General features: G+C 65.4%; 23 protein-coding genes and 2 tRNA genes. 9 read left to right on the top strand and 16 right to left on the bottom strand.

The genetic code is table 11. From position 1 onward, the window contains the following. Positions 1–37 precede the first annotated feature (37 nt). The 6 genes from OEZ60_RS01625 (at position 38) to OEZ60_RS01600 (ending at position 4539) form a co-directional block, all read left to right on the top strand. Positions 38–838 (top strand): sulfurtransferase/chromate resistance protein, encoded by an 801-nt coding sequence (locus tag OEZ60_RS01625; protein WP_263332558.1) that lies wholly within the window; start codon positions 38–40, stop codon positions 836–838. Then, positions 814–2073, top strand: a complete 1260-nt coding sequence (chrA, locus tag OEZ60_RS01620) for a chromate efflux transporter (RefSeq protein ID WP_263332556.1) — start codon at positions 814–816, stop codon at positions 2071–2073. Before OEZ60_RS01625 ends, chrA begins: the two co-directional genes overlap by 25 nt. An 89-nt stretch (positions 2074–2162) precedes the next feature. Continuing rightward, positions 2163–2621, top strand: coding sequence for an SspB family protein (locus OEZ60_RS01615; RefSeq protein ID WP_263332554.1), 459 nt, complete (start codon positions 2163–2165; stop codon positions 2619–2621). A 99-nt stretch (positions 2622–2720) separates the two neighbouring features. Continuing rightward, complete coding sequence (gene fumC / locus OEZ60_RS01610) at positions 2721–4115, top strand: class II fumarate hydratase (protein WP_263332722.1); 1395 nt, start codon at positions 2721–2723, stop codon at positions 4113–4115. Between the two features lie 5 nt (positions 4116–4120). Then, the gene (locus tag OEZ60_RS01605; protein ID WP_263332551.1) at positions 4121–4306 is read left to right on the top strand and encodes a DUF4169 family protein; all 186 of its coding nucleotides are present in this window, start codon (positions 4121–4123) and stop codon (positions 4304–4306) included. After that, positions 4303–4539 (top strand): ribbon-helix-helix domain-containing protein, encoded by a 237-nt coding sequence (locus OEZ60_RS01600; protein WP_263332549.1) that lies wholly within the window; start codon positions 4303–4305, stop codon positions 4537–4539. Before OEZ60_RS01605 ends, OEZ60_RS01600 begins: the two co-directional genes overlap by 4 nt. Positions 4540–4541: 2 nt before the next feature. On the opposite strand, the gene OEZ60_RS01595 is transcribed toward OEZ60_RS01600, so the two are convergent. The 4 genes from OEZ60_RS01595 to OEZ60_RS01580 form a co-directional block, all read right to left on the bottom strand. Then, the gene (locus OEZ60_RS01595; protein WP_263332547.1) at positions 4542–4811 is read right to left on the bottom strand and encodes a hypothetical protein; all 270 of its coding nucleotides are present in this window, start codon (positions 4809–4811) and stop codon (positions 4542–4544) included. A gap of 205 nt (positions 4812–5016) precedes the next feature. After that, positions 5017–6381, bottom strand: a complete 1365-nt coding sequence (locus tag OEZ60_RS01590; RefSeq protein WP_263332545.1) for a cytochrome P450 — start codon at positions 6379–6381, stop codon at positions 5017–5019. Beyond that, positions 6378–7601 carry a hypothetical protein gene (locus tag OEZ60_RS01585; protein WP_263332543.1) on the bottom strand — a complete coding sequence of 408 codons (1224 nt, stop codon included), beginning with the start codon at positions 7599–7601 and terminating at the stop codon, positions 6378–6380. The genes OEZ60_RS01590 and OEZ60_RS01585 overlap by 4 nt, the downstream gene beginning before the upstream one ends. A 76-nt stretch (positions 7602–7677) precedes the next feature. Beyond that, on the bottom strand, positions 7678–8508 hold the full coding sequence (locus OEZ60_RS01580) for a DUF2059 domain-containing protein (RefSeq protein ID WP_263332541.1): 831 nt from the start codon (positions 8506–8508) through the stop codon (positions 7678–7680). Between the two features lie 171 nt (positions 8509–8679). Here OEZ60_RS01580 and OEZ60_RS01575 point away from each other — a divergent pair. Together OEZ60_RS01575 and OEZ60_RS01570 are read left to right on the top strand one after the other, a co-directional pair. Further along, positions 8680–8769, top strand: a tRNA-Ser gene (locus tag OEZ60_RS01575). A gap of 403 nt (positions 8770–9172) precedes the next feature. Then, entirely contained in the window at positions 9173–10069 is an 897-nt protein-coding gene (locus OEZ60_RS01570) for a sulfotransferase domain-containing protein (RefSeq protein WP_263332539.1), read from the top strand. 144 nt (positions 10070–10213) lie between these two features. Here OEZ60_RS01570 and OEZ60_RS01565 read toward each other — a convergent pair whose 3' ends face one another. The 7 genes from OEZ60_RS01565 to tmpA all read right to left on the bottom strand — a co-directional run bounded on the left by OEZ60_RS01565 (position 10214) and on the right by tmpA (position 17560). Continuing rightward, positions 10214–10699, bottom strand: coding sequence for a helix-turn-helix domain-containing protein (locus OEZ60_RS01565; protein WP_263332537.1), 486 nt, complete (start codon positions 10697–10699; stop codon positions 10214–10216). 65 nt (positions 10700–10764) lie between these two features. After that, entirely contained in the window at positions 10765–11196 is a 432-nt protein-coding gene (locus OEZ60_RS01560) for a helix-turn-helix domain-containing protein (RefSeq protein WP_263332535.1), read from the bottom strand. Positions 11197–11295: 99 nt separating this feature from the next. Continuing rightward, a complete protein-coding gene (locus tag OEZ60_RS01555; RefSeq protein ID WP_263332533.1) occupies positions 11296–13605 on the bottom strand; it encodes an ATP-binding protein in 2310 nt (769 codons plus the stop codon). A 103-nt stretch (positions 13606–13708) separates the two neighbouring features. After that, a complete protein-coding gene (locus tag OEZ60_RS01550) occupies positions 13709–14890 on the bottom strand; it encodes an RsmB/NOP family class I SAM-dependent RNA methyltransferase (protein ID WP_263332531.1) in 1182 nt (393 codons plus the stop codon). A 266-nt stretch (positions 14891–15156) separates the two neighbouring features. Further along, positions 15157–15825, bottom strand: coding sequence for an ureidoglycolate lyase (locus tag OEZ60_RS01545; RefSeq protein WP_263332529.1), 669 nt, complete (start codon positions 15823–15825; stop codon positions 15157–15159). Then, positions 15822–16418 (bottom strand): (R)-1-hydroxy-2-trimethylaminoethylphosphonate oxygenase, encoded by a 597-nt coding sequence (tmpB, locus tag OEZ60_RS01540; RefSeq protein WP_263332527.1) that lies wholly within the window; start codon positions 16416–16418, stop codon positions 15822–15824. Before tmpB ends, OEZ60_RS01545 begins: the two co-directional genes overlap by 4 nt. After that, positions 16415–17560 carry a 2-trimethylaminoethylphosphonate dioxygenase gene (gene tmpA, locus OEZ60_RS01535; protein ID WP_263332525.1) on the bottom strand — a complete coding sequence of 382 codons (1146 nt, stop codon included), beginning with the start codon at positions 17558–17560 and terminating at the stop codon, positions 16415–16417. The genes tmpB and tmpA overlap by 4 nt, the downstream gene beginning before the upstream one ends. 105 nt (positions 17561–17665) lie before the next feature. Here tmpA and OEZ60_RS01530 point away from each other — a divergent pair, with 105 nt between their 5' ends. Continuing rightward, positions 17666–18544: a LysR family transcriptional regulator gene (locus OEZ60_RS01530; RefSeq protein ID WP_263332524.1), complete on the top strand. Its 879-nt coding sequence runs from the start codon at positions 17666–17668 to the stop codon at positions 18542–18544. Positions 18545–18715: 171 nt separating this feature from the next. Here the strand turns inward: OEZ60_RS01530 and OEZ60_RS01525 are convergent, their stop codons facing one another. The 5 genes from OEZ60_RS01525 to OEZ60_RS01505 form a co-directional block, all read right to left on the bottom strand. Then, the gene (locus tag OEZ60_RS01525) at positions 18716–22396 is read right to left on the bottom strand and encodes a vitamin B12-dependent ribonucleotide reductase (protein ID WP_263332522.1); all 3681 of its coding nucleotides are present in this window, start codon (positions 22394–22396) and stop codon (positions 18716–18718) included. A gap of 1184 nt (positions 22397–23580) precedes the next feature. Further along, positions 23581–23952: a hypothetical protein gene (locus OEZ60_RS01520; RefSeq protein ID WP_263332520.1), complete on the bottom strand. Its 372-nt coding sequence runs from the start codon at positions 23950–23952 to the stop codon at positions 23581–23583. Between the two features lie 271 nt (positions 23953–24223). Beyond that, positions 24224–24300 (bottom strand) — tRNA-Pro (locus OEZ60_RS01515). A gap of 40 nt (positions 24301–24340) precedes the next feature. Beyond that, complete coding sequence (locus OEZ60_RS01510) at positions 24341–24817, bottom strand: DUF192 domain-containing protein (RefSeq protein ID WP_263332518.1); 477 nt, start codon at positions 24815–24817, stop codon at positions 24341–24343. After that, positions 24814–25347, bottom strand: a complete 534-nt coding sequence (locus OEZ60_RS01505; RefSeq protein ID WP_263332516.1) for a cold-shock protein — start codon at positions 25345–25347, stop codon at positions 24814–24816. Before OEZ60_RS01505 ends, OEZ60_RS01510 begins: the two co-directional genes overlap by 4 nt. Between the last annotated feature and the right edge of the window lie 47 nt (positions 25348–25394).

The following is a 25394-nucleotide window of genomic DNA, read 5'->3' as shown; positions in this document are numbered from 1 at the left end:
CGTCGCATCCTTCGTTAAGTAACAGAAAGGATGCCCTATGCCTGGCTTCTCTTCGATCTCCCCCAGCCAGCTCGCCCGCCTCGTCGGCACCCCCGACTGCCCCGTCCTGATCGACATCCGGACGGAGTCCGATTTTTCCGCCGATCCGCGGCTGATCCCGGGCGCGTTCCGCCATGCCTTCGACCGCATCGAAGAGCTTGCCGGCGGGCTGACCGGCAAACGCGCCGTCGCGATCTGCCAGAAGGGCCAGAAGCTCTCCGAAGGCGCGGCGGCGCTCCTGCGCTGCCACGGCGTCGCCGCCGAAAGCCTCGAAGGTGGCGCGCTGGCCTGGGCGGCCGAAGGGCTGCCGATGCTCCCCGCCGCCACCCTGCCCGGCTCGCGGCTCTGGGTGACGCGGCACCGGCCGAAGATCGACCGCATCGCCTGCCCCTGGCTCATCCGCCGCTTCATAGACGCGCAGGCGCGGTTCCTCTTCGTCGCGCCCTCCGAGGTTGCCGCCGTGGCGGACCGCTTCGGGGCCACGCCCTACGACGTCGAGGGCGTGCCGTTCTCGCATCGCGGCGAGCTGTGCAGCTTCGACGCCCTCCTCGACGATTTCTGCCTGCATACGGAGGCGCTCGACCGGCTCGCGCTCGTCGTGCGCGGCGCCGACACTGACCGGCACGACCTTGCGCCACAGGCGGCCGGGCTCCTCGCGATCTCGGTCGGGCTGTCGCGGCAGTACCGCGACGACCTCGCACAGCTGGAGGCCGGAATGACGGTCTACGATGCGCTCTACCGCTGGGCGCGCGACGGGTATGAGGAGGGGCACGATTGGCCAGCGACGCGCAGGGCGTGAGCGCCACTGAACCGCTCTGGCGGGTCTTCGCGCGGATCGGTTTCCTGTCCTTCGGAGGGCCGGCGGCGCAGATCGCCCTCATGCACCGCGAACTCGTCGAGACCCGGCGCTGGCTCGGCGAGGCGGAATACCTGCGGGCGCTGTCGTTCTGCATGCTCCTGCCGGGACCCGAGGCAATGCAGCTCGCGACCTATGCCGGCTGGAAGATCGGCGGGGTCCGCGCCGGGCTTCTCGCGGGGCTGCTCTTCGTCGCCCCGGGCGCGGCGGTGATCCTCGCGCTCGCGGCGGCCTACGCCGCCTATGGTCAGGTGCCGGCAGTTGCGGCTCTGTTCGTCGGCGTCAAGGCGGCCGTCGTCGTGATCGTCGTCGAGGCGCTTCTCCGGGTCGCGCGGCGGGCGCTGAAGGGGCCGCGCGAGCGCGCGATCGCTGCGCTGTCGTTCCTCGCGATCTTTGCGCTGGGCCTGCCTTTCCCGGCCATCGTCGCGACCGCCGCCATCGCCGGCGCGACGCTCCTGCCCCGCACCGCCGCCGAAGCCGCGCCCCTGCCCCGGCATCCTCGGCTCGCCGCCACGCTCGCGACAGGACTCGGGCTCTGGTGGGCGCCCATCGGGCTTCTCGCGCTAGCCGGGCAGGATTTCCTGGTCTCGCTCGGGCTCTTCTTCTCCAAGCTCGCGGTCGTGACCTTCGGTGGTGCCTATGCGGTGCTGGCCTACATGACGCAGGCCGTGGTGCAGGATTACGGCTGGATCGGAACGGCCGAGATGATGGATGCGCTCGGTCTGGCCGAGACGACCCCGGGACCGCTGATCCTCGTCACCGAATTCGTCGCCTATCTCGCCGGTGCCGCACACGGCGGCGCGGACCTCGCGGTCGCGGCCGCGGGACTGGCGCTCTGGGTGACATTCACGCCGTGCTTTCTCTGGGTCTTCGCCTTCGCGCCCTATATCGAATGGATCTCGTCCCGCCCGCGGCTCGGCGCGGCGCTGGCGGGGGTCAGCGCCGCCGTCGTCGGCGTGATCGGCACGCTCGCACTTTGGTTCGCGCTGCATCTCTTTTTCGCCGAGATCACCCCCGGCCCGCTGGCGCTGCCACTCCCCGAAATTCTCTCGTTCCGGCCAGTCCCGGCCCTGATCGCGGCGATCTGCGGCTGGCTTCTTCTGGTCCGCCACTGGGGAATCGTGCCGGTCCTCGCGATTTCGGCCGCGCTCGGGACGGTGCTGTCGCTGGCGCCGTGAACGCCAGGGAAGAGAGCCGCGCGCGCGGCTCTTTCAATCCGTTTCGAATCCCTTATGCTGGCGCTGAAACGAACCGGAAAGCGCGCCACATGTCTAAGTCCATCGACTACGGGAACCTCATGCATCGGGCCATGCGGGGTCTGATTCTCGAGGTGCTTCGGGCGGTCGAGCGTGAGGGGCTGCCCGGCCAGCACCATTTCTTCATCACCTTCGACACCCGGCATCCCGAGGCAGAACTCGCCGACTGGCTGCGCGAACGCTATCCCGAGGAAATGACGGTGGTGATGCAGCACTGGTACGAGGGGCTCGACGTCGACGAGGACGGCTTCGCGATCACGCTGAACTTCGGCGATTCGCCCGAGCCGCTCTACATTCCCTTCGACGCGATCCGCACCTTCGTCGATCCTTCGGTCGAGTTCGGCCTGCGCTTCGAGACCCAGGATCTCGACGAGGACGACGAAGAGGACGAAGACGAGGACGACGAACTCGACGAGGCGGACTCGCGCAAGGAAGCAGAGGTGGTGAGCCTCGACAAATGGCGCAAGTAGCCGGGAAGCGACTTTAGCGCCACCGTTACCGACATCGTCCTTGGCCTGCGGCGCGGAATCGCTTAGCTAGTGCGCGATCTCTGCATAAGGACCATGTCTATGCCCCAAACCCGCACCGAGACCGACAGCTTCGGCCCCCTGGAAGTTCCTGCCGACAAGTACTGGGGCGCACAGACCCAGCGCTCGATCATGAACTTCCCGATCGGCTGGGAAAAGCAGCCGGTGGCGATCGTGCGCGCGCTCGGCGTGATCAAGCAGGCCGCGGCCGAGATCAACATGGCGACCGGCAAGATCGAGCCTGAGATCGGCAAGGCGATGGTGCAGGCGGCCTCCGAGGTCGTCGCCGGCCGGTTCGACGACAACTTCCCGCTCGTCGTCTGGCAGACCGGCTCGGGCACCCAGTCGAACATGAACGCAAACGAGGTGATCTCCAACCGCGCGATCGAGATCCTCGGCGGCGAGATGGGCTCGAAGAAGCCGGTCCACCCGAACGACCACGTCAACATGGGCCAGTCCTCGAACGACACCTTCCCGACGGCGATGCATGTCGCGATCGGCATGGTGGCGCGCGACGTGCTCGTGCCGGGGCTCGAGAAGCTCCACGCGGCGCTCGCGGCGAAATCGGCCGAGTTCAAGGACATCATCAAGATCGGCCGCACCCATACCCAGGACGCGACGCCGCTGACGCTCGGCCAGGAATTCGGCGGCTACGCGCACCAGGTCGCCCAGGGCATCATGCGGGTGAAGAAGGTGCTGCCGGAGATCTACGAGCTGGCACAGGGCGGCACCGCGGTCGGCACCGGGCTCAACACCAAGAAGGGCTGGGACGTGGCGATCGCCGGCAAGATCGCCGAGATCACCGGCCTGCCCTTCGTTACCGCGCCGAACAAGTTCGAGGCGCTTGCCGCCCATGACGCGATGGTGATGTTCTCGGGCGCGCTGAAGACCGTCGCCGCCTCGCTCTTCAAGATCGCCAACGACATGCGCCTTCTCGGTTCCGGCCCGCGCTCGGGCCTCGGCGAACTGATCCTGCCCGAGAACGAGCCGGGCTCCTCGATCATGCCGGGCAAGGTCAACCCGACCCAGGCCGAGGCGCTGACGATGGTCTGCGCCCATGTCATGGGCAACGACGCCGCGGTGGGCTTCGCGGGCTCGCAGGGCCATTTCGAGCTCAACGTCTACAACCCGATGATGAGCTACAACGTGCTCCAGTCGATGCAGCTTCTGGGCGATGCGGCGTCGAGCTTCACCGACAACATGGTGGTCGGCACCGAGGCCAACATCGCGCGCATCGACCGGCTGATGAAGGAAAGCCTGATGCTGGTCACCGCGCTCGCGCCGACGATCGGCTACGACGCGGCCACCAAGGTCGCCAAGACCGCCCACAAGAACGGCACCACGCTGCGCGAGGAGGCGATCAACCTCGGCTTCGTCGACGGTGAGACCTTCGACCGCATCGTGCGCCCCGAGAACATGGTCGGCCCGGAGGACTGAGACCGATGGCCGAGATCGTCAACCTCCGCAACGCGCGCAAGACCCGGGACCGGGCTCGGGCCCGTGCGGAGGGAGACGAGAACGCCGTCCGTTTCGGCCGCACCAAGGCTCAGAAGCAGCGCGAAAAGGCCGAGGCCGACAAGGCCCGCGCCGAACTTGACGCCCTTCGCCGCGAGAGACCGGACGAGTGAGCCGTCCGGTCAAACGCTCGCTGACGCTGAACGGTCACCGCACCAGCGTGTCGCTGGAGGACGAGTTCTGGCTGGCTTTCCGCCGAATTGCCGATGATCGCGGTGTGCCGGTAAACGCGCTCGCGGCGGAAATCGACGCAGGCCGCGGCATAGACACGGGGCTCGCTACGGCAATCCGGCTGTTCGTGCTTGCCGCCCTGCAGGAGCGGCTCGACGCCCGTCGGGCGTGCTGAGGTCAACCGGCTGAGCAGGGATAGAGCGCATCGCGTAGCCGATCCGCGAGGTGCTGTTCCTCTTCCTCACCCGCGGTCAGATTCGCCGCGCGCGTATTTCTCGCCTTGAGCTCGCCACCGAACAGATCCTGCATCTCCTCGCGCGATACCGCCGCCGGCACGGGTTCGACGTCCGGCCGGTAATGAATGCCGATCAGACGCCAGGCCGGAACGGCTATGCGCAAACGCCCGGGCGCGGCGACCATCGACGCGGCCAAAGACTTCTTGGTCACGGTTTCCCCCAAAGGATTCTCGGCCGAACTGGCAGATTTCAGCCGACGTCATTCAATGTTTCGGAAACGGCCAAAACGAGCGGGATTCGGCCGTAAACTCACAACGCGCACACGAATCACCGATTGGTTCGCCCAAATTGCACCAAAAAAGCCTGGTCGATCAATTCAAGGCTGTATTACAGGATTGTTTCAGATTCTTCACAAATCATGACGTAGCGTCACGCCGGGCAACGCGAATCCGGATGCCGTTCCGCGACCGCACGGTCAAATGCGCGACCGGAACCGGTTCTGCTCCCTCGACCGGGGCGAAGCGCACGTGCTTTACCAGCAGCGCGAGAATGAGCGGGCCTTCCACCATTGCGAAGCCGGCCCCGGGGCAGACACGCGGCCCGGCCGAGAACGGCAGATACCCGTCGCGCGCCGCGTCGCGCCCCGCCCGGCTTTGCCAGCGATACGGATCGAACTTGTCCGGCTGGTCCCAGATCCGCTCGTGCCGGTGCAGATGCCAGGGCGACAGGACGATCTGCGCGCCGGGTGCGAGCGGGCGGTCGCGAAACCGCTCGGGGCAGCGATTCTCGCGCACCATCATCGGCACGGGCGGATAGAGCCGCAGCGCCTCGCGGAACACGTCCCGCGTGAAGGACAGGCCAGACAGCATTGAAAAGTCTTGCTGATCGCCAACCGCTGCCGCCTCCGCCGCGACCCGGTCCTGGGCATCGGGGCATACCGCGAGCAGGTAGAGCGCCCATGCCAGTGCGGACGCCGAGGTCTCGTGGCCCGCGAGAAAGAAGATCGCGACCTGATCGACCATTTCGGCGGTATCGAAACAGGCACCGGTCTCCGGGTCCGGCGTGGTCATGATCTTGGTGGCGAGATCATCCGGCGCCTCTCCGGCGCGGATCGCGGCCATCCGCTCCTCGGTGAGGCGCGTGATGAGCCGGCGGATCGCCCGCGCGGAGGCCCGCGTCCGGCCCCCGTGAAAGCGCGGCAGCAATGCAGGCAGCGGCAGGAAAGCGGCAAGGTTCAACAGCGGCTGGGCCCGCTGGTAGCCGCGGAACTCGCGAAAGACCTCGGCGGCGAGCCGGTTCTCGATCGGGATCGAGAAGAGCGTGCGGAAGATCACGTCGGCGGCGGCATGGCTCATCTCCTCCTCGATCTCGACCTCCGTTCCTGCGCGGGCGATGAGACGGTCCCGTGCCGCGAGTGCCGCCGCGTGCATGGCCGGGAACGTCTCCTTCAGGCGACCACGCTCGAAGGCGGGGTCGATGATCCGCCGCTGCGCCTCCCACTCAGCGCCGTTTGTGACAAAGACCGAGCGGCCGAGGAGCGGCGCAAGCCCCTCGCGCACCCGGTCGGATTTCGGGAAGTCGCCCGGCCGTTCCTTCAGCACCAGATCGACGAGGGCGGGATCGTTGCACAGATACGAGCGGAAGAAAGGGGTACGGAACTCGGCCATCCAGGCACGGTAGAGCCGCGCCGGCTGGGCCGAGAGGATATCGGCGCGAAAGAGCCGCAGGTAGCGCCAGAGCGAGACCTTGTCGGGGCGCGCAACAGGTTTCGGCGGGATCATGCGACGTCCCGGAAGCGGTTGAGCGGCACCTCGATCCGGCTTTTCGAGGGTGTCCGGTTCCGGAACCGGGCGGCTAGCGTTCTTGGACCCGCGGTGATCTGGAAATAATCGTAGTCGCCCGGCCGGTCGAAGGCGCAGAGATACTGGAAATGCAGCCGGAAGAAGCGCCAGCGCAGCGCCCGCCAGCGCTCGGGGCTCAAGGTCTGGGTGAAGGCGGCCGAGATCACCAGCGGCCAGCGTTTGCCCTCCGGGGCCACGCCGCAGACGCTAACCGGATCGCAGAGCGCGAAGGCGCAGCCGTCGCCGGGTGCAGTGACGTCGACCCAGGTCAGCTCGTCGCGGGCCGAGAGAAAGGCGAGATCGCCGCGCAGCCGCCGCGCGCGTGGGAGGAAGGCCGCCATCGGCACGACATGACCGAGCGACAGGAAGCCGAGCGCCGGGCCGTTCGCGGCCACCCTGCCCGCCCGGATAACGTCGGCAAGGACCGAGACCGCGAGATGCGCGCCCGAGGAATGCCCGACGACCAACACCTCGTCCCAGTCCTCGGCAAGTGCCGCAGAGATGCGTTCGCCGAACTCCGCGAGCCTGACTTCCAGCGCCTCGGGCACCGCTCCGCCGTCCTGCGCGGTGAACGCGTAGTCGTGCATCAGGTAATATGCGTAGATTCGCCCGTCCGCCTTGCGAAAGCGCCAGAGCACTGCCCAGACGAGCACCGGCATGGCGAGCCAGCCGATGCTGGCAGGCAGCCCGGCCGCCGCGAAAACCGTCGCGCAGAGCCAGGCGCCGCCCCAACCGGCGAGGAGCGCGAGCGCGAGCTGCGCGAGAAGCGCCACCACCGGGAAGAGCGCCGCGATGCTCGGACCCTTCCTCAGCCGCACGAGGCGAAAGATGGCGCCGGAGCCGACATAGGCCCGGACCGTCCGCGCCAGTTGAAGATAGGTCGCGAGGATTCCGTGGCTCATCGACTCGCGCACGATGTCGGACCAGACCAGAACCTCGATCTCCGCCGCGACCTCGTGACCCTCGGTCGTCGCCGCGACCTTCCAGCCGTGTCCTTGCCCGGCTTTCCCCGCCAGCGCGATGTCGTAACCGCTGATCGCCGCCTGGGCCGCGCTCTCGGTCCGGTAGAGCTCTCGGTAGCGCCGGGGATGAAAGGGATCATAGCCGGGTACATAGAACACCCGCCGCCGCCTCACCCGATCCGGGTCCCTGCCCTGCATGCCGCCGCCTGCCTCCTGCTCCCGCGCGATGCTAGCGAAGAACGCGGCGGGACACAAAGCCCCGCGCCCCCGGCGCTCAGAGGTCCTGGCCGGCCAGAACCGCACCCGCCGCCTGGCCGAGCTGGCGCGAGACGTCGACGAAGACGGCGTTGTATCCGGCGAACAGCGCCCGGTTCAGATCCTGCCCGGGCTTACTGCGCGAGAACGCGATATAGTCGGCCATCTCTGCATCCGAGAGCGGCGCATAAGCCATCGCGAGATAAGAGTGGATCCAGACGTCCGTCTCCTCCCGGATCGCGTCTTCCTGAGCCCAGACCTCCGAGATGATCTCGGCCTCGCCCATCTCGGCACCGAGCGCGCCAGCATCGCCAAGCCCGCGGTAGAAGGCGAAGTTCGCGTTCAGCCCCCCGGAGACATTAGTCTCCACGAGGTCGTTGACCTCGACGAACTCCTCGACGAGCGACAGCCGCGGATCGCGCTCCGCGCGCATCTCCTCGAGCTTGAGGCGACTCGCATCCTCGACCGCCTCATCGAGCAGCGCCCGGCGCGCCGAGATCTCGAGCGTTGTCACCCGGCGCCCGAGATCGGAGGAGAAGAAGTCCAGCATTGCGGCGATGTCGACCGGCTGGCGCGTCAGCTCGGCTTCGAAGGCGGCGTTGAAGTCGGGGAGCATGCGATCGGGCGCGTATATGTTTTCGACCGCGTCCGCCCATTGCCGGCCGCCGGATCCGGGGAACATATCCTCCTCGAGGTGCCGGCCGTAGGCGTGGCCTTCGTCGCTCATCACCGCGAAGACCTCGGTGAGTCGCAGCACCTCCTCGAGGGAGGCGGCGTCTCCCTCCGACGCGACCGCCGGAGCGGCAAGCAATGCGACGGACAGAATCGGTGCGAGAAGGCGGCGGAGCATGGCGGTACCTTGGTCGGGCAATGGACAACACCTAGTCGCGATGCGTTGCGCTGCCAAGCGGTAGCAGCAGAACTTTTGATGGCGACGCGGCATCTTGGCTCGACTGAAAAAAACGGGTTGCGCATGTCGTCGCCGACAGATAAATCCCGCCTCCACGACGACCCCCGATGCGGAGAGGTGCCGGAGCGGTCGAACGGGGCGGTCTCGAAAACCGTTGTGGGTGTGAGCCCACCCAGGGTTCGAATCCCTGTCTCTCCGCCATATCACCTAAATATCTCTATTAAATTCAATGAATTGCCCCTGACCGGCTGCATTCAATCCGCCATTTTGACCGCCATTTTAATTCCGCATGACCTTGGACGCGGCGATAAAATGTTGCGGGTTATGCTCGCCCAATTCCCGCACCGGTCCCAAGCCAGCAGGTCACAGGGATTGACCCCACCCCCGGTAGTCCATAGTCACCCCGCCACTGATTTCCTCTGATTGTTTTGGCCATGCCTGCAAACCGTGCCCGTCAGCCTTGCGGACAAAGCGGACCTTGACGGTCCAGGTCTGCACGGAACCTCGCCATGATGGTCCAACCACGCACGGGCGGCATGGGCGCTCGGGGTCAAATGAAGCAGCCGGACTTGCCAGATATGCCAGGCCGTGAAATCGTTGGCCCATGGATGATCCTGCTTCAGTCCTTGCACCCGCGGGTCGGGAATATCGTGGTTCGACCACCGATCCTTTGCGTTGGACGACCTGGAGCCCAAGAAAAGGCGACATCCTTGTCTGCACGCCGCCCAAGTGTGGAACGACCTGGACACAAACCATGCTTGCGATGCTTGTCAATGGCAGTGCGGATCTGCCGGACAAGGTACCGGTGCTGTCTCCGTGGGTTGACGCGGACCTTGGGGTTTCCGCCGATGAAGTGGCGACGACGCTGGCGGCACAAAAGCAGCGGCGGGTGGTGAAGACGCATACACCGGCAGATGGGTTTCCGATCTGGGAGGGTGTAAAAGTCATTGCTGTATACCGACACCCACTGGATGTCTTCTTTTCCCTACGCAAACACGAAGCCAACAAAAGAGTTGTCACGCCGGATCACCCGATGAGCTTGCCTGTCCCGGATTCCATCTGTCGGTTTATCAATGATCCAGTGGACCCGGACGATTTTGACAAAGACACATTGGCGTCCTTGACGCTGCACTATTCCGAAACGGTCCTTTCAGGACGCTATCCAAACCTGGACGTCTTTCACTATTCGGACATGTTGCGCGACGGTCACCGCACTGTGCAACATCTGGCCAAGGCTGCTGGCATTGAGGCCAGCGCAGAATTGATTGATCAGGTCGCAGCAGCCACGGTTTTCGGGGCCATGAAGGCTAGAGCAGTCGACTATGCTCCCGTGGGCGGAACCGGCTACTGGAAATCCGACGCCGGATTTTTCGACTCCGGTAGCTCTGGCAAGTGGGAAGGCCAGCTCTCGCCAGCAGAGATCGACCTTTTCAATACACGCCTTGCTGAACTTGTGCCCGACGAAAAGGCGCGAACTTGGCTGCTCGCGGGCGGCAGTTAGAGAGAACAGCCGACTCGGTTGCTCTGAGCTCGGCGTGGTCAATGACGCGGTCGAAAACCGGTAATCGCACTTCCAGAGATCATGTGTCCGATGAAACGTCCGCTCCGGGCTCGAAGCGGACCAACAGGTTTCGAAACATGGCCATTATTCTGGTGCTGCCCGCTCGGCCCGCCATCGCGCCCAGCGCAATCGTTGGGCCTCGGCAATCCGGGCCACCCCCTTCGATGGTCTCGGCCCCGTGCTCTTGCCCCCGTGGAACCGGCATCGCTTCCGGCCCGGCTCAGACTTCGCCCGGCACGGCGTGCCTTTGCGCGTCTTGGCGCCGCAGATGACGCGGCGGTTGACCATGCGGCGCAGCCGTCGCCGCAACGCCCCCGCGAAATAACGGTCTATGGCGGCAAGCTCCGGCTCGCGGTCTAAGACCCCATATCGCACGCGTGCGTAGTGGTGCGGGGAAATGCGCCAGCCGAACGCCCGCGCGATTGCCTGGACGGCATGGGCGAGTGGATCGATTTCCGCTTGCCCTTCCCAATACTGCACCGAGCGATGATGCAGCCCGGCGCGGCGGGCCAGGTCGCGCTGGCTCCACCCACGTTCGAGCCGTTCCCGTTTCAAGTCATCGCCTGTCATGCGTGCCTCGCCTTTGCATTGAACCTCGCCCGCTCTGCCTATGGCTAGATGTAGATATGTCCCAACTATCCGGACAGGCTCGCGGCCGAATTGGCCGAAAGCGTGCGGAAATCTCGGACGGTTGAAGCACCAGAAGCCCCGTTGACGCCGGTACCGTCCGAATTTTCAGGACGGGGCGTGCGAGATTTTCGGACGGGGTTCTGTTTTTCCTCCTGCCAGCGCATGAACGATTTGGTCGCGGGTTTGCCATCCCGCGTCGGTTCCTCCTCCAACGCCCACTTCGCCGCCTTGCCGATTCCGGACGGGCCAAGATGCCCGCCCTCCGTCAACCGGATGAAGCCGCGCTCGACAAGGTCTCGAAACGCTGTGTGCGCCGTGTCCTTGCTCACGTTGAGCGCCCGTGCCGCGTCCCGCACAGAGAGGAAGATGTCGCCGTTGTTCGCGCCGTTGAAGCGGCGGCGAAGCTCGATGTAGAGCGCACGCGGCGTCGGCTTCATCGTCGCCCATCGGTCAGTGTCCCTGCGGAGGCTGAATCATGTCGCAGATCCAAGATCAATGGGTCCTGACCCAAACGTGGACATATGCGCAGTTGCGGATTACAGAACTTGGTATTGAACAATTGCCGTCAATTCGCTCAAGGAAAACGGCTTCGGTAGGAACACCGAGTTCGGAATTCGCTCCCTTGTTTCGGTCAGGCTCTCTTCCGAGTAGCCGGAAACGAACACGACCCGTGTGTTCGGTCGCGCCTTCAGAGCCTCCCTTACCCATGTCGGACCATCCAAACCCGGCATGATCACGTCCGTAACAAAGACATCGACTGCGAGCGTTTCATCCTCGAGCGTTTTGAGGGCGTCTTCAGCGCTCTCTGCCTCGATCACGGTATAGCCACGCATCCGAAGTGCCCGGCTGGCAAACGCGCGCACGGGCGCTTCATCCTCCACCAGGAGAACGACACCTTCCCCCGATTGCGAACGGCGACGTGGAGTGGGTGTCAGTTCCGTCGCCGCAACCTCCACCTCCTCTGCCTCGTGAGCAGGAAAGTAGAGCGTGAACGTCGAACCCTGCCCCACCACGCTGTCGCAGAAAATGTATCCTCCGGTCTGCTTGACGATTCCATAGGCTGTAGAGAGACCTAGACCGGTTCCTTCGCCCTGCCGTTTCGTCGTGTAGAAAGGCTCGAAGATCTTCTGCAGCTTGTCGGGGGCGATCCCGACACCGGCGTCGGTCACCCGCACCGCGACGTAGTCGCCCGGAGGAATGGTGGCGCGGTCCCGCTGGAACTCATCGATGATCGTCTGCATCTCGGTTTCAATCCGGATCTCGCCGCCGTCCGGCATCGCGTCCCGGGCGTTCACGACAAGGTTCATGATCACTTGCTCAAGCTGCCGCTTGTCCGCACGGATCGTACTCAACGATGGGTCGTGAATCAGGCTCAGGTGGATCCGCTCGCCGACAAGACGGTTGAGCAGATGCGCGAGGTCGGACAATGCGTCGCGCAGGTCGATCACCTGCGGCTTAAGTGTCTGCTTGCGGGAAAAAGCGAGAAGCTGACCGACGAGACTCGCCGCGCGGTTCGCGTTCTGATTGATCTGAACCAGATCCGCATAGTCGGGGTCGCTCCGATCGTGGCGCAGAAGCAGCAGGTCGCAATGCCCCGATATCGCCGTCAGCAGGTTGTTGAAATCATGCGCCACGCCGCCTGCGAGCTGGCCGATCGCCTGCATCTTCTGGCTTTGGACAAATTGTGCCTCAAGCGTCTTCAACTGTGTAGCGTCCGACAGCACCGCCACCAGCGCCGGGCGTCCGTCCTCGATGTTCCGCGTGAGCGTCACTTGCAGGTAGACATCAGCGTCGGCATTCCGCACGCGCAAGACCTCCGGTCGCCGGTCGGCGCGCCCCGCCAGAGCGTCGGCGAGCCAGTCGTCGACGGGGCGTCCCAGTCCTTCAAGCAGAGCGGCAAATCCGGTTCCCGGCGCGATCTCGCCCAGGAGATCGCGGGCTTCCCGGTTGGCCTCTCGCAATTCCCCCGCCGCGCTCAAACGCAGGAGCGCGACCGGGACGGTCTCGAAGGCCGTCGGATCACTGGTTAACGACGGGGTCCCGTCCGACGCCGGAAGCAGGTAGATCTCGCGCCGCCCCCCGGCGCTCTCGATCTGCGCGGCGACCGCGCGGATCGGGCCTTCGGCGCCGGCGACCACATGCTCCTGACCCGGGCGCACGGGCAGGTCGCTGAAGATCCTGTCGATCGTCTTGACCCTGTCACCGAGCAGCCGCCGCAGCGCGTCGTTCATGAAAAGAACCGTCCCGCTCTTCGATACCGTCATCATCGGCAGGCTGATCGTTTCCGCACCCCGACCGCCGACCAATCGCTCGGCCATGTCTTCGAGCCGCCACAGGAACGCCCCCTCGCCGATCCGATGTACGGCGAGACGCACATGCCCCCGCCGGGTCACCAGATCCTCGCGCGCCGAACCGAGAGCCTCGGCCCGGTTCTGCATCCGGTGCAGGAGCGCGGCGGGGTTTGCGATGACCTCGCCGAGGGTTCGGGTCAAGGACTGGCCGCCGCGGCTACCGAACCGCTCCAGCGCGGCACCGTTCTGCGTGCCGATCTCGCCGTCGCCGTCGGTGGTGAAGCTTGGCGAGGCGTCGTTGGCAATGAAATCGGCGATCTGCTGATGCAGGTCAGACCGGGCATGGCCGTGACGCAGCGCAAGGCCGCCGATCAGGGCGGAAAGCGCGGCGAAAGCGCCTGCGGCGGAAATGACGGCGATGCCCGCGACGTGATCGGCGACGAGCCAGGCGATGACGGACGACAGTGCGGCAGCGGCGACAAGATACGCGTTGCGCGGCGCAAGCCGCAGCGCCGTGCGGGTCAGCGGATGCGGAGAGAGCGCCCGATGCGACACAAGCGTGACTCCTTTCAGATTCGGTTCCCGCAATTGAGGTCAGAAATGCTTAAGTCGCAATTAATCGGCACAAAACACAACCATTAAGTGTGTTTTGTTGCCCTCAGTCGCGCATTAGCAAGGCGCCGAAAAACCCGTCGCTGTCGTCGAGTGGCGAATAGAGACGGTTCGTGACCAGCCGCCATCCGGGCGTGCGGGCGAGGAATGCGGCGACCTGCGCCCGGTTCTCTGCGCCCAGCAACGAGCAGGTCATGTAGGCCAGCGATCCGCCGGGCGCGACATGGCGGGCGGCGGTGTCGAATATCCGGGCCTGAAGGCCGACAAGCTCCGCAAGCCGATCCGGCCCAAGCGTCCACTTCGCCTCAGGCGCCCGGCGCCAGGTTCCACTGCCGCTGCAAGGCACGTCGATCAGCACGAGGTCGAACGCGCCGGTCGCGAGCTGCGCGCTGTCGCGGATCTCGATCCTCGCACCGGCGCGGCGGGCGCGCACCGGCAGATCCCGCATCCGGGAGGGGGCGGCGTCATGGGCGACGTAGTGCCCGCGATTGCGCGCCGCCATCGCGAGCGACTTGCCGCCACCGCCGGCGCAGAAGTCGAGAACGCGCATCCCCGGCTTGAGCGGAAGCGCCTCGACGGCCGCTTGCGGGGCCGCGTCCTGTAATTCCACAAGGCCGTCGGAATAGGCACCTGAATTGCGGATTTTCTGCGCGTTTCCAGTCACTTTCAGCGCATGGTTCGCAAGCGGATGCGGGATACTCTCGATCCCTTCGCGTGCCAGAGCCTCACGAATCTCGGCGCGGCTGCCGCGGGCCGCGTTGGCGCGGAGGATCACAGGCGCGCGGTGGCGCATCGCTTGCATCACTTGCGCGAAATCCTCGCCGAGCGCATCGCGGAGCGCGGGCGCGAGCCAGTCCGGGCAGTCGAGTGCCACGAGCTCCGCCAGTGCTTCGTAGGATGGGGCCGAGGCGAGGTTGGCCGCTTCCTCCGCACTGAGCGGAGCCGGTGCGTAGCCGTCGCCGGAGAACACTTCACCGACCGGTCGTCCCTCGGCCCTGAGCGCGCCGATCATCAGCGCCCGGCCGCTTTCGGCACCCCCGGACAGGGCCACGAAAGACCGCCGGCAACGCAGCGCGTCGAAAACCTGATCGCGGATGGCAGCACGGTCACCGGAACCGGCGAAACGGTTCGCCCGCGCCCAGCCCGTCAGCGCCTGCTCGGCCGCCGCACCGCCAAGGATGCGGTCGAGGATCTCGATCGCCGCGCCGATCCGGGCCGCAGGGGTCATCGCCGTCCATCCGCTTCGCTGTGGGACCGCCGCTCGAACGGTGTGCCCTGGAAAATGCCACGGCCGCAGGCTCGGGCCGTCGCGCCGCATCGGCGCGGGCGCAACCTATCGCGGTGCTCGGCCGGAGGGAAGCCGCGCCGGCCCGACGGTGCACAGCGGGCGGTCATCGACGTGTGGTGCGCCGAACCGGGATCCGCAATCCCAACAGGCTCGCGGTCGCGAAGCCCATTCTATCCATGAGGGAGAGGCAGACGCTGTCCATGATGTCAGAGATCCCGGACCCTGTCGGCTCGAAGCGGGCAGCAAAGATAGACGCCGAACTCCCGGCCGATATCGGCGCTCACACGGGCATGGACGCGCCCCTGCCGGTCGAGGAATCGCTGCTCGTCCTCCACCGGAAACACGCCTTCGTGCCAGATGCCGGCATGGATGTAGATGCCCTTGGAGCCGTCGCCCCAGAAGGCGACGACCTTCTCGGGCGAGAGGTTGTCGCCGGGCAAGGCCGCGGGCACGATGAACGGCTTGCGGTCCAGGGGATAGAAGAGCTGCCCGCCGTCGGGATGGTAGTTCATGTGCCACAGCAGCACCTGGTCCCGCGCGGCCGTCCGCCGGTCGGTCCGCGCCTGTTGCGGATCGGCCGACCAGCCGAGGACGTAGTGCCCGTTCACGGCCTCGTTCTCGCCGTAGAGCACGTCGCCCCGCCAGTCGCATCTGAACGTGCCCTCGACATACCCGCCCTCGTCGCCGGTGCCCTCGTCGATCGGCCGCCAGCCCTGCTGCGGCCAGCGGGTGATCCCGATCTCGAAATCGTCGGGATCATCGACGAGGCAGCCGTAGCCCCTGAGCGAGACGTCGGTCGCCCGGATGAGCGGCACTTCGTGCCAGGGCAGCGAGGGCTTGCTCGACGCTTCGAAGATGTACTCGGGCTTGCTCACGCCCCGGCTCCGCAATGGGCATCGACGATGCGCTGCACCATCGGCGCGAAGTGACGGAAGGGCGGCGTCGCCATGTCCGCCCGCTTGCCCGCCTCGTCGAGATAGCGGACCTGGATGATCTGCTTCAGGTTCGGGTTCTTCTCGAACTCGGCGACCTCCTCGGGGCTCATCGGGCCGCCCTGAAGGTTCAGCGAGTGGATTGAGGCCTCCGACAGGCGCTTGAAATACTCCGGCTTCGTCGCGCAGAGATAGCGCTTGGCGGCGACGTGGTAGCGGACGCAATCGGTCACGACGGTCGGGAAGAACTGCTCCAGCACCTTCGCGCCGGCCTCCTCGTGGTAGCGGTCCTCGGTGTCCTCCATCGTGAAGGTACCGAATTCGCTGGTGAAATGGCCGATATCGTGAAGGAGTGCGGAGACGATGATGATCTCGTCCTGGCCGTTCTCCTCGGCGATCGTTGCGCCCTGCAGCATGTGCTCGGCCATCGTCACCGGCTCGCCGAGATACTCCTCGCCGCCGCGGCGCTCGAAGATGTCCTCGAGGAACGCGACGATGTTCGCAGGCGTGAGCGTGGAGAAATCCGGCCGGGTCATTCGGCGGCCTCCGCGAACGAGCCGCTGAGTGCGGCGAGCTTCGACAGGAGCCCGTCCTTGTCGGCGTAGCAGCCCTGAAGCCAGCGGGTTCCGGTGCCGGAATAACCCTTGCGGGCATGGAGGACGCGGGTGTTGTCCACCACGAAGCTCTCACCGGGATTGAGCCGGAAGGTCACCTCCATCGTCGGGTCGTCGATGATCTCGCCGAAGCGGCGATAGGCGGCGTAATAGGTTTCCATCTCGTCGAAACGCACGTCGGTGATCGCGGCGGTGGAGCGGTTGTTGAAGCGCACCGCGACCAGCTCGCCATCCGGTGCAAGCTCGATCATCGGTCGGCGCGAGCGCAGCACGACGCCCTCGGAGCCGGCATATTCGAACCGGGCGCAATGGCGCGAGAGGACGTCGAACCAGTCGGGGTTCTCCGCCTTCAGCCTCTCGGCCGCACGGAAGCCGTCGACGACCATGTTCTCGCCGCCCGCAGCCGAGCTTTCGAGGCAGTAGAGCACCTGCACCGAGGGCACCGGATCGCGGTACGGGTTGTCGGTATGGGCCTGCAGCCCGAGCCCGGTATAGGCGAGATTGGTCGGGTTGACCTCGGTCCGGACCTCGAAATGGCGGCCGTAATTGGTCTCGCGCACATAGCCGAAGAGATCGACCACGTCGAAGAGCGCGCCGTCACGAACCGGGCCGTTCGTGAGCTTGCCGAAGCCATAGCGCGCGACTTGGGCGAGCCAGCCGCGCAGGGCGGCGGGGTCGGATTTCACGACGGCGAAGTCTGCGACCGGAACGGCGCTCATCAGGCCGCTGTCCCAGGTCTCGATCCGCGGCGCGGTCCGGCCCCTGCCCTGCGCATGGGCGCGGTCATAGGCATGAGCAAGAAGCCAGGCGATGTCGTAATCGACCGTCTTGCCCTCGGGCGTGAAGGTCACGCGCAGCTTGTCGCCCGCGACCTCGGCCGATGCGATCGCCGTGTCGGCGGGAATGTCGCGGAGCGCGATCAGCCGCTGGCCATTGCCCGGCGAGCGGGTCTCGGGATCCCAGGCGTTGTCCCTGAGCCAGATCGCGTGGAAGCGGACGGGGGCGGTGGTGCCAGCGGACAGCGCGATGGAACGCGCGTCGGCGGCAATGGTGACGTCATACATGGCGAAGCTCTCTCGTGTTCGCGGGGAGTGTTTCCGCTGGCACTGTCCCCGGTTTCATGCATAAACACAATTAAGCTGTTTCCGCACCAAGGGAACGTTTTCGTTATGCCTTCTGCCGCGCTCGACAACTTGCCGCTGGAATGGATCCGCGCCTTCGAAGCCGCCGGACGCTCCGGCAGCTTCACCGCCGCAGCTCAGGAAACCGGCCTCACGCAGGCGGCGATCAGCCAGCGCATCGGCCATCTCGAGGAGCGGATCGGCGCGCGGCTCTTCACCCGCAAGCCGCGCGGCGTGGCGCTGACCGTCGAGGGCGAGGCCTGGCTGCCCTATGTCACCAATGCGCTGACCATGCTCCGGCAGAGCTCCGACGATCTCTTCGGCGTGCGCCACCGCAAGATCGTGATCCTGGCCAGCGCCTCAGTGATCCAGCTCTGGCTCGCGCCCCGCCTCGCGGCGCTCGATCCCGGCGCGCGGCTCGATATCTCGTTCTCGACCATGATCCTGCAATCCGATTTCGACGAGCAGGACGCGACGGTCGAGATCCGCTACGGCGACGGCAACTGGCCCGACCGCTACCGGGTCCGGCTCTTCGCCGAGAGCCTGAGCCCGGTCGCCGCGCCCGCGATCGCGGCCGGGGGATCGTGGCACGATCTGGCGAAGATCGCCCTCTCAGGCCCGCGCTCCGGCTGGCAGGAGTGGGCGCGCCAGACCGGCGATCCGGCGACACCGGTGCCGACGCTCCGGTTCGACAGCCACGCGGCGGCGCTGGCGGCGGCCGGCTGCGGTCTCGGCGTACTGCTGGCCTCGCTGCCACTCGCTGCCGAGGCGCTCGCGGACGGGACGATCGTCCGGCTGAGCGAGCGAACGCTCGCGCCACGGGAAAGCTACTGGATGACCGCGAGCAAGAGTGCGATCAGCAAGCGCCAGTGGGACAGCCTCGCGGCGGCGTTCGCGAAGCCCGGCACCGTGACCGATCCAGGCTAGGCGCCGCCCGGCGCCCGCAAAGGAAAAGGGGGCCAGTTGGCCCCCAGTTTCGCCGTCCAGGCTCGTGATTGATACCGCTCGGTTTTTTGCCTGTGTCCTGAACGTCGGTGGGGGGCGAGCGCACCCGCCCCGGAAAGGGTCACCGGAGTGACCGGTAATAGCTGCCCCGCGTCAGCTGCACCCGGAGGTCCCGCCGCAGGTGTTGCACTTCATGCAGGTGCCGTTGCGCACCAGCGTGTAGTTGCCGCATTCGCCGCAGGGATCGCCCTCGTAGCCCTGCATCTTGGCCTTGGTGCGGGCGTCCATCGACACCGTGCCCGTGGCGATCGCCGTGGTGGAGGCGGCCAGCACCGCCTGCCCGCCCGGCACCAGCGTGTTGAGCGCCGCCACCGGATCGCCGGCAAGCGCCGTCGCCCCCATGCCGCCCTGCAGCACCACCAGTTCCTGCGGCAGGCGCTTGCGCAGATACCCGGTCGACGAGATCTGCTTCAGCACCTCGAGCGATTTCGACGCGGTCTTCTCGCTCACCTCGGCGACGTTCGACTGACCTTCGTCCTTGCCGCCGCCGAGATCGTCGAAGCTGGCGCCCTGCGGTTTGACATGGGCGAGGTCGGTGCGGTCGAGGTAGCTCACCGCGAGTTCGCGGAAGATGTAGTCGAGGATCGAAGTCGCCTGCTTGATCGAGTCGTTGCCCTGAACCATGCCGGCGGGCTCGAACTTGGTGAAGGTGAAGGCGTCGACGAATTCCTCCAGCGGCACGCCGTATTGCAGGCCGACCGAGACCGCGATGGCGAAGTTGTTCATCATCGCCCGGAAGCCGGCGCCTTCCTTGTGCATGTCGATGAATATCTCGCCAAGCGAGCCGTCCTTGTACTCGCCAGTGCGCAGATAGACCTTGTGGCCGCCGACGATGGCCTTCTGGGTATAACCCTTGCGGCGCTCGGGGAGCTTCTCGCGGTGCGAGCGCACGATCTCCTTGACGAGGATCTTCTCGACGATCTTCTCGGCGAGGACCGCCGCCTTCTCCTGCGCCGACCCGGTGGCGAGGATCTCCTCGGCCTCCTCGTCGTCCTCGACGAGCGCGGCCGCGAGCGGCTGGGAGAGCTTCGAGCCGTCGCGATAGAGCGCGTTGGCCTTGATGCCGAGCGACCAGCTCAGTTCGTAGGCCGCGAGCGTGTCCTCGATCGTCGCGTTGTTCGGCATGTTGATCGTCTTGGAGATCGCGCCGGAGATGAACGACTGCGCGGCGGCCATCATGTGGATGTGGCTGTCGACGCTGAGGAAGCGCTTGCCCTTTTTGCCGCAGGCATTGGCGCAGTCGAAGACATTGTAGTGCTCCGCCTTCAGATGCGGCGCGCCTTCGAGCGTCATGGTCCCGCAGACATGGTCGTTCGCGGCCTCGATCTGCTTGCGGGTATAGCCGAGGTGGCGCAGCAGGTCGAAGGTCGGATCGTTCAGCTTTTCCGCCGGAATTCCAAGGGTTTCCTGGCAGAACTTCTCACCGAGTGTCCACTGGTTGAAGACGAAGCGGATGTCGAAGGCCGAGGGCAACGCGGCCTCGATCTTGTCGAGCTCCGCCTGGCCGAAGCCATGGCCAATGAGGGAAGTGTGGTTGATGCCGGCGCAGTTGCCCAAGGACGCGTGGCCGACGGCATAGGCGATGATCTCCTCGATCTCGGCCGAGCCGTAGCCGAGCGTTTCCAGCGCCGCCGGCACCGAGCGGTTGATGATCTTGAAGTAGCCGCCGCCCGCGAGCTTCTTGAACTTCACCAGCGCGAAGTCCGGCTCGATGCCCGTGGTATCGCAGTCCATGACCAGACCGATCGTGCCCGTGGGCGCGATGACGCTGGTTTGTGCATTGCGATAGCCGTTCTTCTGGCCCAGCTCCAGCGCCTCGTCCCAAGCAGATTTCGCAAGTTCCACAAGGCTTTGATCGGGGCAGTTCGCGTGGTCGAGCGGCACCGGCTTGACCGCGAGATCCTCGTAGCCACCCGTGCGCCCGTGGGCCGCGTTGCGGTGGTTGCGGATCACCCGCAGCATGTGTTCGGCGTTCTTCTTGTAGGACGGGAAGGCGCCGAGCTCGCCCGCCATCTCCGCCGAGGTGGCGTAGGAGATTCCGGTCATCAGCGCGGTCAGGGCGCCGCAGAGAGCCCTGCCCTCGTCGCTGTCGTAGCCGAGCCCCATGTTCATCAGGAGCCCGCCGATATTGGCGTAGCCGAGGCCCAGCGTCCGGAAGTCGTAGCTGCGCTGGGCGATCTCCTTCGAGGGGAACTGCGCCATTAGCACCGAGATTTCCAGCGTCACGGTCCAGAGCCGCGTGGCATGCACATAGGCCTCGGCGTCGAAGCGGCCCTCCTTGTAGAAGGTCAGGAGGTTCATCGAGGCGAGGTTGCAGGCCGTGTCGTCGAGGAACATGTATTCCGAGCACGGGTTGGAGCCCCGGATCTGCCCGTCGGCCGGGCAGGTATGCCAGGCGTTCACCGTGTCATGGAACTGGATGCCGGGATCGGCGCAGGCCCAGGCGGCATGGCCGATCTGCTCCCAGAGATCGCGCGCCTTCACGGTCTTGGCGACCTTGCCGTCGGTGCGGCGGATCAGCTCCCACGGTGCGTCGTCCTTCACCGCCTTGAGGAATGCGTCGGTCACCCGCACCGAGTTGTTGGAGTTCTGGCCGGAGACCGAGGCATAGGCTTCCGAGTCCCAGTCGGTGTCGTAGGTCGGGAACTCGATCGAGGCATAACCCTGCTTGGCGTAGTCGAGCACGCGTTTGACATAGGTTTCCGGGATCGCGACCTTCTTGGCCGACCTGATCGCGGTTTTCAGCGCCTCGTTTTTCGCCGGATCGACGGCATCCTCGGTCGAGCCGTCCCACTGGCGGATCGCCGCAAAGATCTCGTTTAGCTGGCGCTCATGCATCTTCGAGCCGGCGACGAGGGCCGCGACCTTCTGCTCCTCGATGACCTTCCAGTTGATGAACTGCTCGATATCAGGGTGATCCATGTCGCAGATCACCATCTTGGCCGCGCGCCGCGTGGTGCCGCCAGACTTGATCGAGCCCGCCGCGCGGTCGCCGATCTTGAGGAACCCCATCAGGCCCGAGGACTTGCCGCCGCCCGAGAGCTTCTCACCCTCGCCGCGGAGCGAGGAGAAGTTGGTGCCGGTGCCCGAGCCGTACTTGAAGAGGCGCGCCTCGCGGACCCACAGGTCCATGATGCCGCCGTCGTTCACGAGGTCGTCCGAGACCGACTGGATGAAGCAGGCATGGGGCTGCGGATGCTCGTAGGCCGAGTTCGACTTCACCAGTTCGCCCGACTGGAAATCGACATAGAAATGGCCCTGGCTCGGACCGTCGATGCCGTAGGCCCAGTGCAGGCCGGTGTTGAACCACTGCGGCGAGTTCGGCGCGGCCATCTGCTCGGCCAGCATGAAGCGCATCTCGTCGTAATAGGCGCGGGCATCGGCCTCGGTCGAGAAATAGCCGCCCTTCCAGCCCCAGTAGGCCCAGGCGCCGGCGAGCCGGTCGAAGACCTGCTTGCCCGAGGTCTCGCCGGTGAAACGCTCCTCCTCGGGCAGCTTGGCCAGCGCGTCCGCATCAGGAACCGACCGCCACAGGAACTCCGGAACGCCCTTTTCCTTGACCTTCTTCAGCCGCGCCGGAACGCCCGCCTTGCGGAAGTACTTCTGCGCGAGCACGTCGGAGGCGACCTGGCTCCAGCCCTCGGGCACCTCGACGCTGTCGTTGCGGAAGACGACCTTGCCATCGGGGTTTCGGATCTCGGAGACCGTGGTGGTGAACCCGATCTCGGAATAGGCGTCGGCCCCTGCCTTCGTGAATTTGCGTTCGATCTTCATGTCTGCCCCGTCTTCCGTCGCGTTATCACTTGCACGGCACGCCCTCTGGGGAGCTTGGCCGCAACCGGTGCCCGAGGATGAGCGCAGGGACAAAAAGCCTTGGCGGCGGATCGCTCCACTGCACAGGGGCCGTATGATCGTGCGGCCGTAATCGCTGATGTTCTGTCCCCGTCGCGTCAGCCACTAAATCTTGTGGCTGCCCCGTCGGCTCATACAAACTGACGTATGGAGCGGGTGCGGGTCAACAGAATTTTGAGGTTTTTTCCGAGAGATTTCGGTTGACCGGCAAAGCCGCCCGACCGGCCTGCCCGGGCTTCCGATTCACCCACAGCAGGACAACGCCGACTGGCCGGCGGAAAACCGCTTGTATGCAAGGACTTTGGCGCACCCGGCCACGCGATACGCACAAAAACATCCACAGCCGGCAAGCGCGCTGGCACCCGCCAGTCTGCCCGTGTCCCGTGACAATTTGACGACGGTCGAGCGGCAGTTCGGTCTGTTCAAGCTGGATGGTGGGGGCGAGAAGATTCGAACTTCCGACGGTGACGTCCCCGGTGTTGGTGTAGGTGTCGGTGGCCGTCTTGCAAAGTCGCGGTTCCATCGAGAGTTATGTCTGTATCTGGAGCATCCGCAGGCCGGATGCGTGAATCGAAGTTCATAGGCGCATCGGCCGCGCCGAATGGATATTGTTTGAGTATCGTCCTTCCGTCGATCTGCTCTGTCATCTATTTCTTCGTCGAGAACGTCATATACAGAATATCCCCGCAAGTACTTAGGAGGCCGTGAGCGGAGAATGTATCGCCCGTTCCATCGGGGTCTTCATAGTTGAAGTAAACCAGAAGTCGGGGGCGCTCCAAAAGACGTCGCCACCAGCTAACGTTGTCTTTCTCTGTGTCGTCCGCCCAAGGGTTTTTCTCCGGATCCGAAACAACACCGCAACACGCCGGATCCGCCGATTGCATCTGCTCCATGCTTGGTATTTCCAGGTTTCTTGCAGAGACCCAGTTACTTTTTATTGATGTTCGGAGTGTAGCCAGCAACTCTTGATCGTAAAGTCGTCGCCCGAGTTTGGGACAATCAAAATCGGACTCCCGCCATCCTTCAGATAGTGTCGAACTCGGGGTAGCGATCATTAGCATCGCAAACGCACAGACGGAATGTGTTCGCACTTGAACTCTTGTCCTCTAACTGTGCGCAGATTCGTCGAGACTGGCCAGAAGAAGCGAAATCGTCAGGGTATAGCCAGCAAGAACAACACAACCGCAAGTCGTCGAGCGCAATAAGAGGTGGGATTCGGATTCTGTCAAGCGGAACATGAGGAAGGGTCGGCGGCTTCGGCTGGTGCCACGCTGCCATGAGAGCAGCCGGAGCTCGCGCCTTGGAACCACCACGCCGTCGAGACCGAGTTTCGCATCGTTGCCCTCGGCTAAGGAGAGGATGTCGAGAACTTGTCCGAGTCGCACGAGTTCCGCCTCGGAGTGCGCCTCTTCGGGCGAGATGTTGACGACGTGGCCGCCCGCGATCCCGGCGACCGGAAGCCGGTCTAGGGGGGCCAAGAGTGATTTAGCGGGGTTCCCGGGCGGTGCCGACATTGAGGCGGGCCGCGTGGATGTCGCGGCCGCCCGCGCTGAAGGCGGCGATGTCGGCTTGGGGAAGCCCGTTCTGTTGTTCCCTGTCAAGAAAATGGATTGGATTGAATCAGACGGTCGGCTCGGCGGCAGGCGGTCAGTATGCGGACTTTGCAAACCAACCTGTAAACCGGGGGCGCAAATCGGCGCGGCCGGGACGGATGGAAGCCCGCAGGCCATTAAAGTTCCTTGGAAAAAATGGTCGGGGCGAGAAGATTCGAACTTCCGACCTACGGTACCCAAAACCGTCGCGCTACCAGGCTGCGCTACGCCCCGACGTCTCGTCTCTAGCGGCTTGGCACGCCAAGGGAAAGAGCTAAGGTTGCCCGCAGGGCCAGAGCGCCGTCGCCTGGACGAGCCGGGGATGGCGAAGTTCCGCGCCTGGCACGAGGCCGAGTTCGGCCGCGCGCCCCCCAGCGATCTCGAGAACCATAAGCGTCTCGGGTGGTCCGGGAATCGGGGTCTCGTCGCCGGGCACCGCCATCGCGTGGACGCCATTGACCCGGCCGTCGGTGCCGATGAAGACCATGTCGAGCGGAATGAGCGTGTTCCTCATCCAGAACGCGACCGCCTGCGGCCGCTCGTAGATGAAGAGCATGCCGGCATCGGCCGCGAGCGCCTCGCGGAACATCAGGCCGCGGGCGCGTTCCTCCGCATCGTCGGCGATTTCGATCGCGAATTCGGCGGCACCGCCCGGCCAGCGGAATGCCGCGACCTCGTCGCCGCAGCCGGCCGTTGCCGGTCCTGCAAGGCACGCAGCGATCTGGAATGCGGCGACTGCCCTCGGCGTCATCTCTTCTCGCGCTGGGCGGCTTCCCAAGAGGCGACCTGCGCGGCCATCCGCCCACGCTTGCCCTCGATCACCCTCAGGCAAACCGCCTCGCCGGGCTGGAGGTCGGCGAACCCCGAACGGCGAAGGATCTCGATATGGATGAAGACGTCCTCGGGACGGCCATAGACATTGGCAAAGCCGAAGCCCTTGGCCTTGTCGAACCACTTCACGCGCGCCGGTTCCAGCGGCAGCGCCGCGATCTCGGCGGCATCGCTGTCGCCCAGGTCCTCGATCGGCACCATATGCTCGTTTTCCGGCGGCAGGATCTCGCGCACCTCGACGGCCTGCGCGCCGCGCGCGGTCTGCTGGACGATCACCGTGATTCGCGCGTTGTCTGCGACCGAGCTCTGGCCGAAGTTCCGCAGAACATTGGCGTGAAGCAGGATGTCACCGCCGCTGCCGTCGGCGATGATGAAACCAAATCCCTTCGCTGGGTCGAACCATTTCACGCGGCCGATGACCTCGTGCTGGCTCTGTTCTTCTTGCGTCATAGTCCGTTATTTCCCATCCCGGCCCGCGTCTCGCCGGCGGCGATCAG

It is taken from the genome of Albidovulum salinarum, assembly GCF_025673475.1.
Classification (GTDB): domain Bacteria; phylum Pseudomonadota; class Alphaproteobacteria; order Rhodobacterales; family Rhodobacteraceae; genus Albidovulum; species Albidovulum salinarum.
This window is presented reverse-complemented; position numbering and strand designations above follow the sequence as displayed.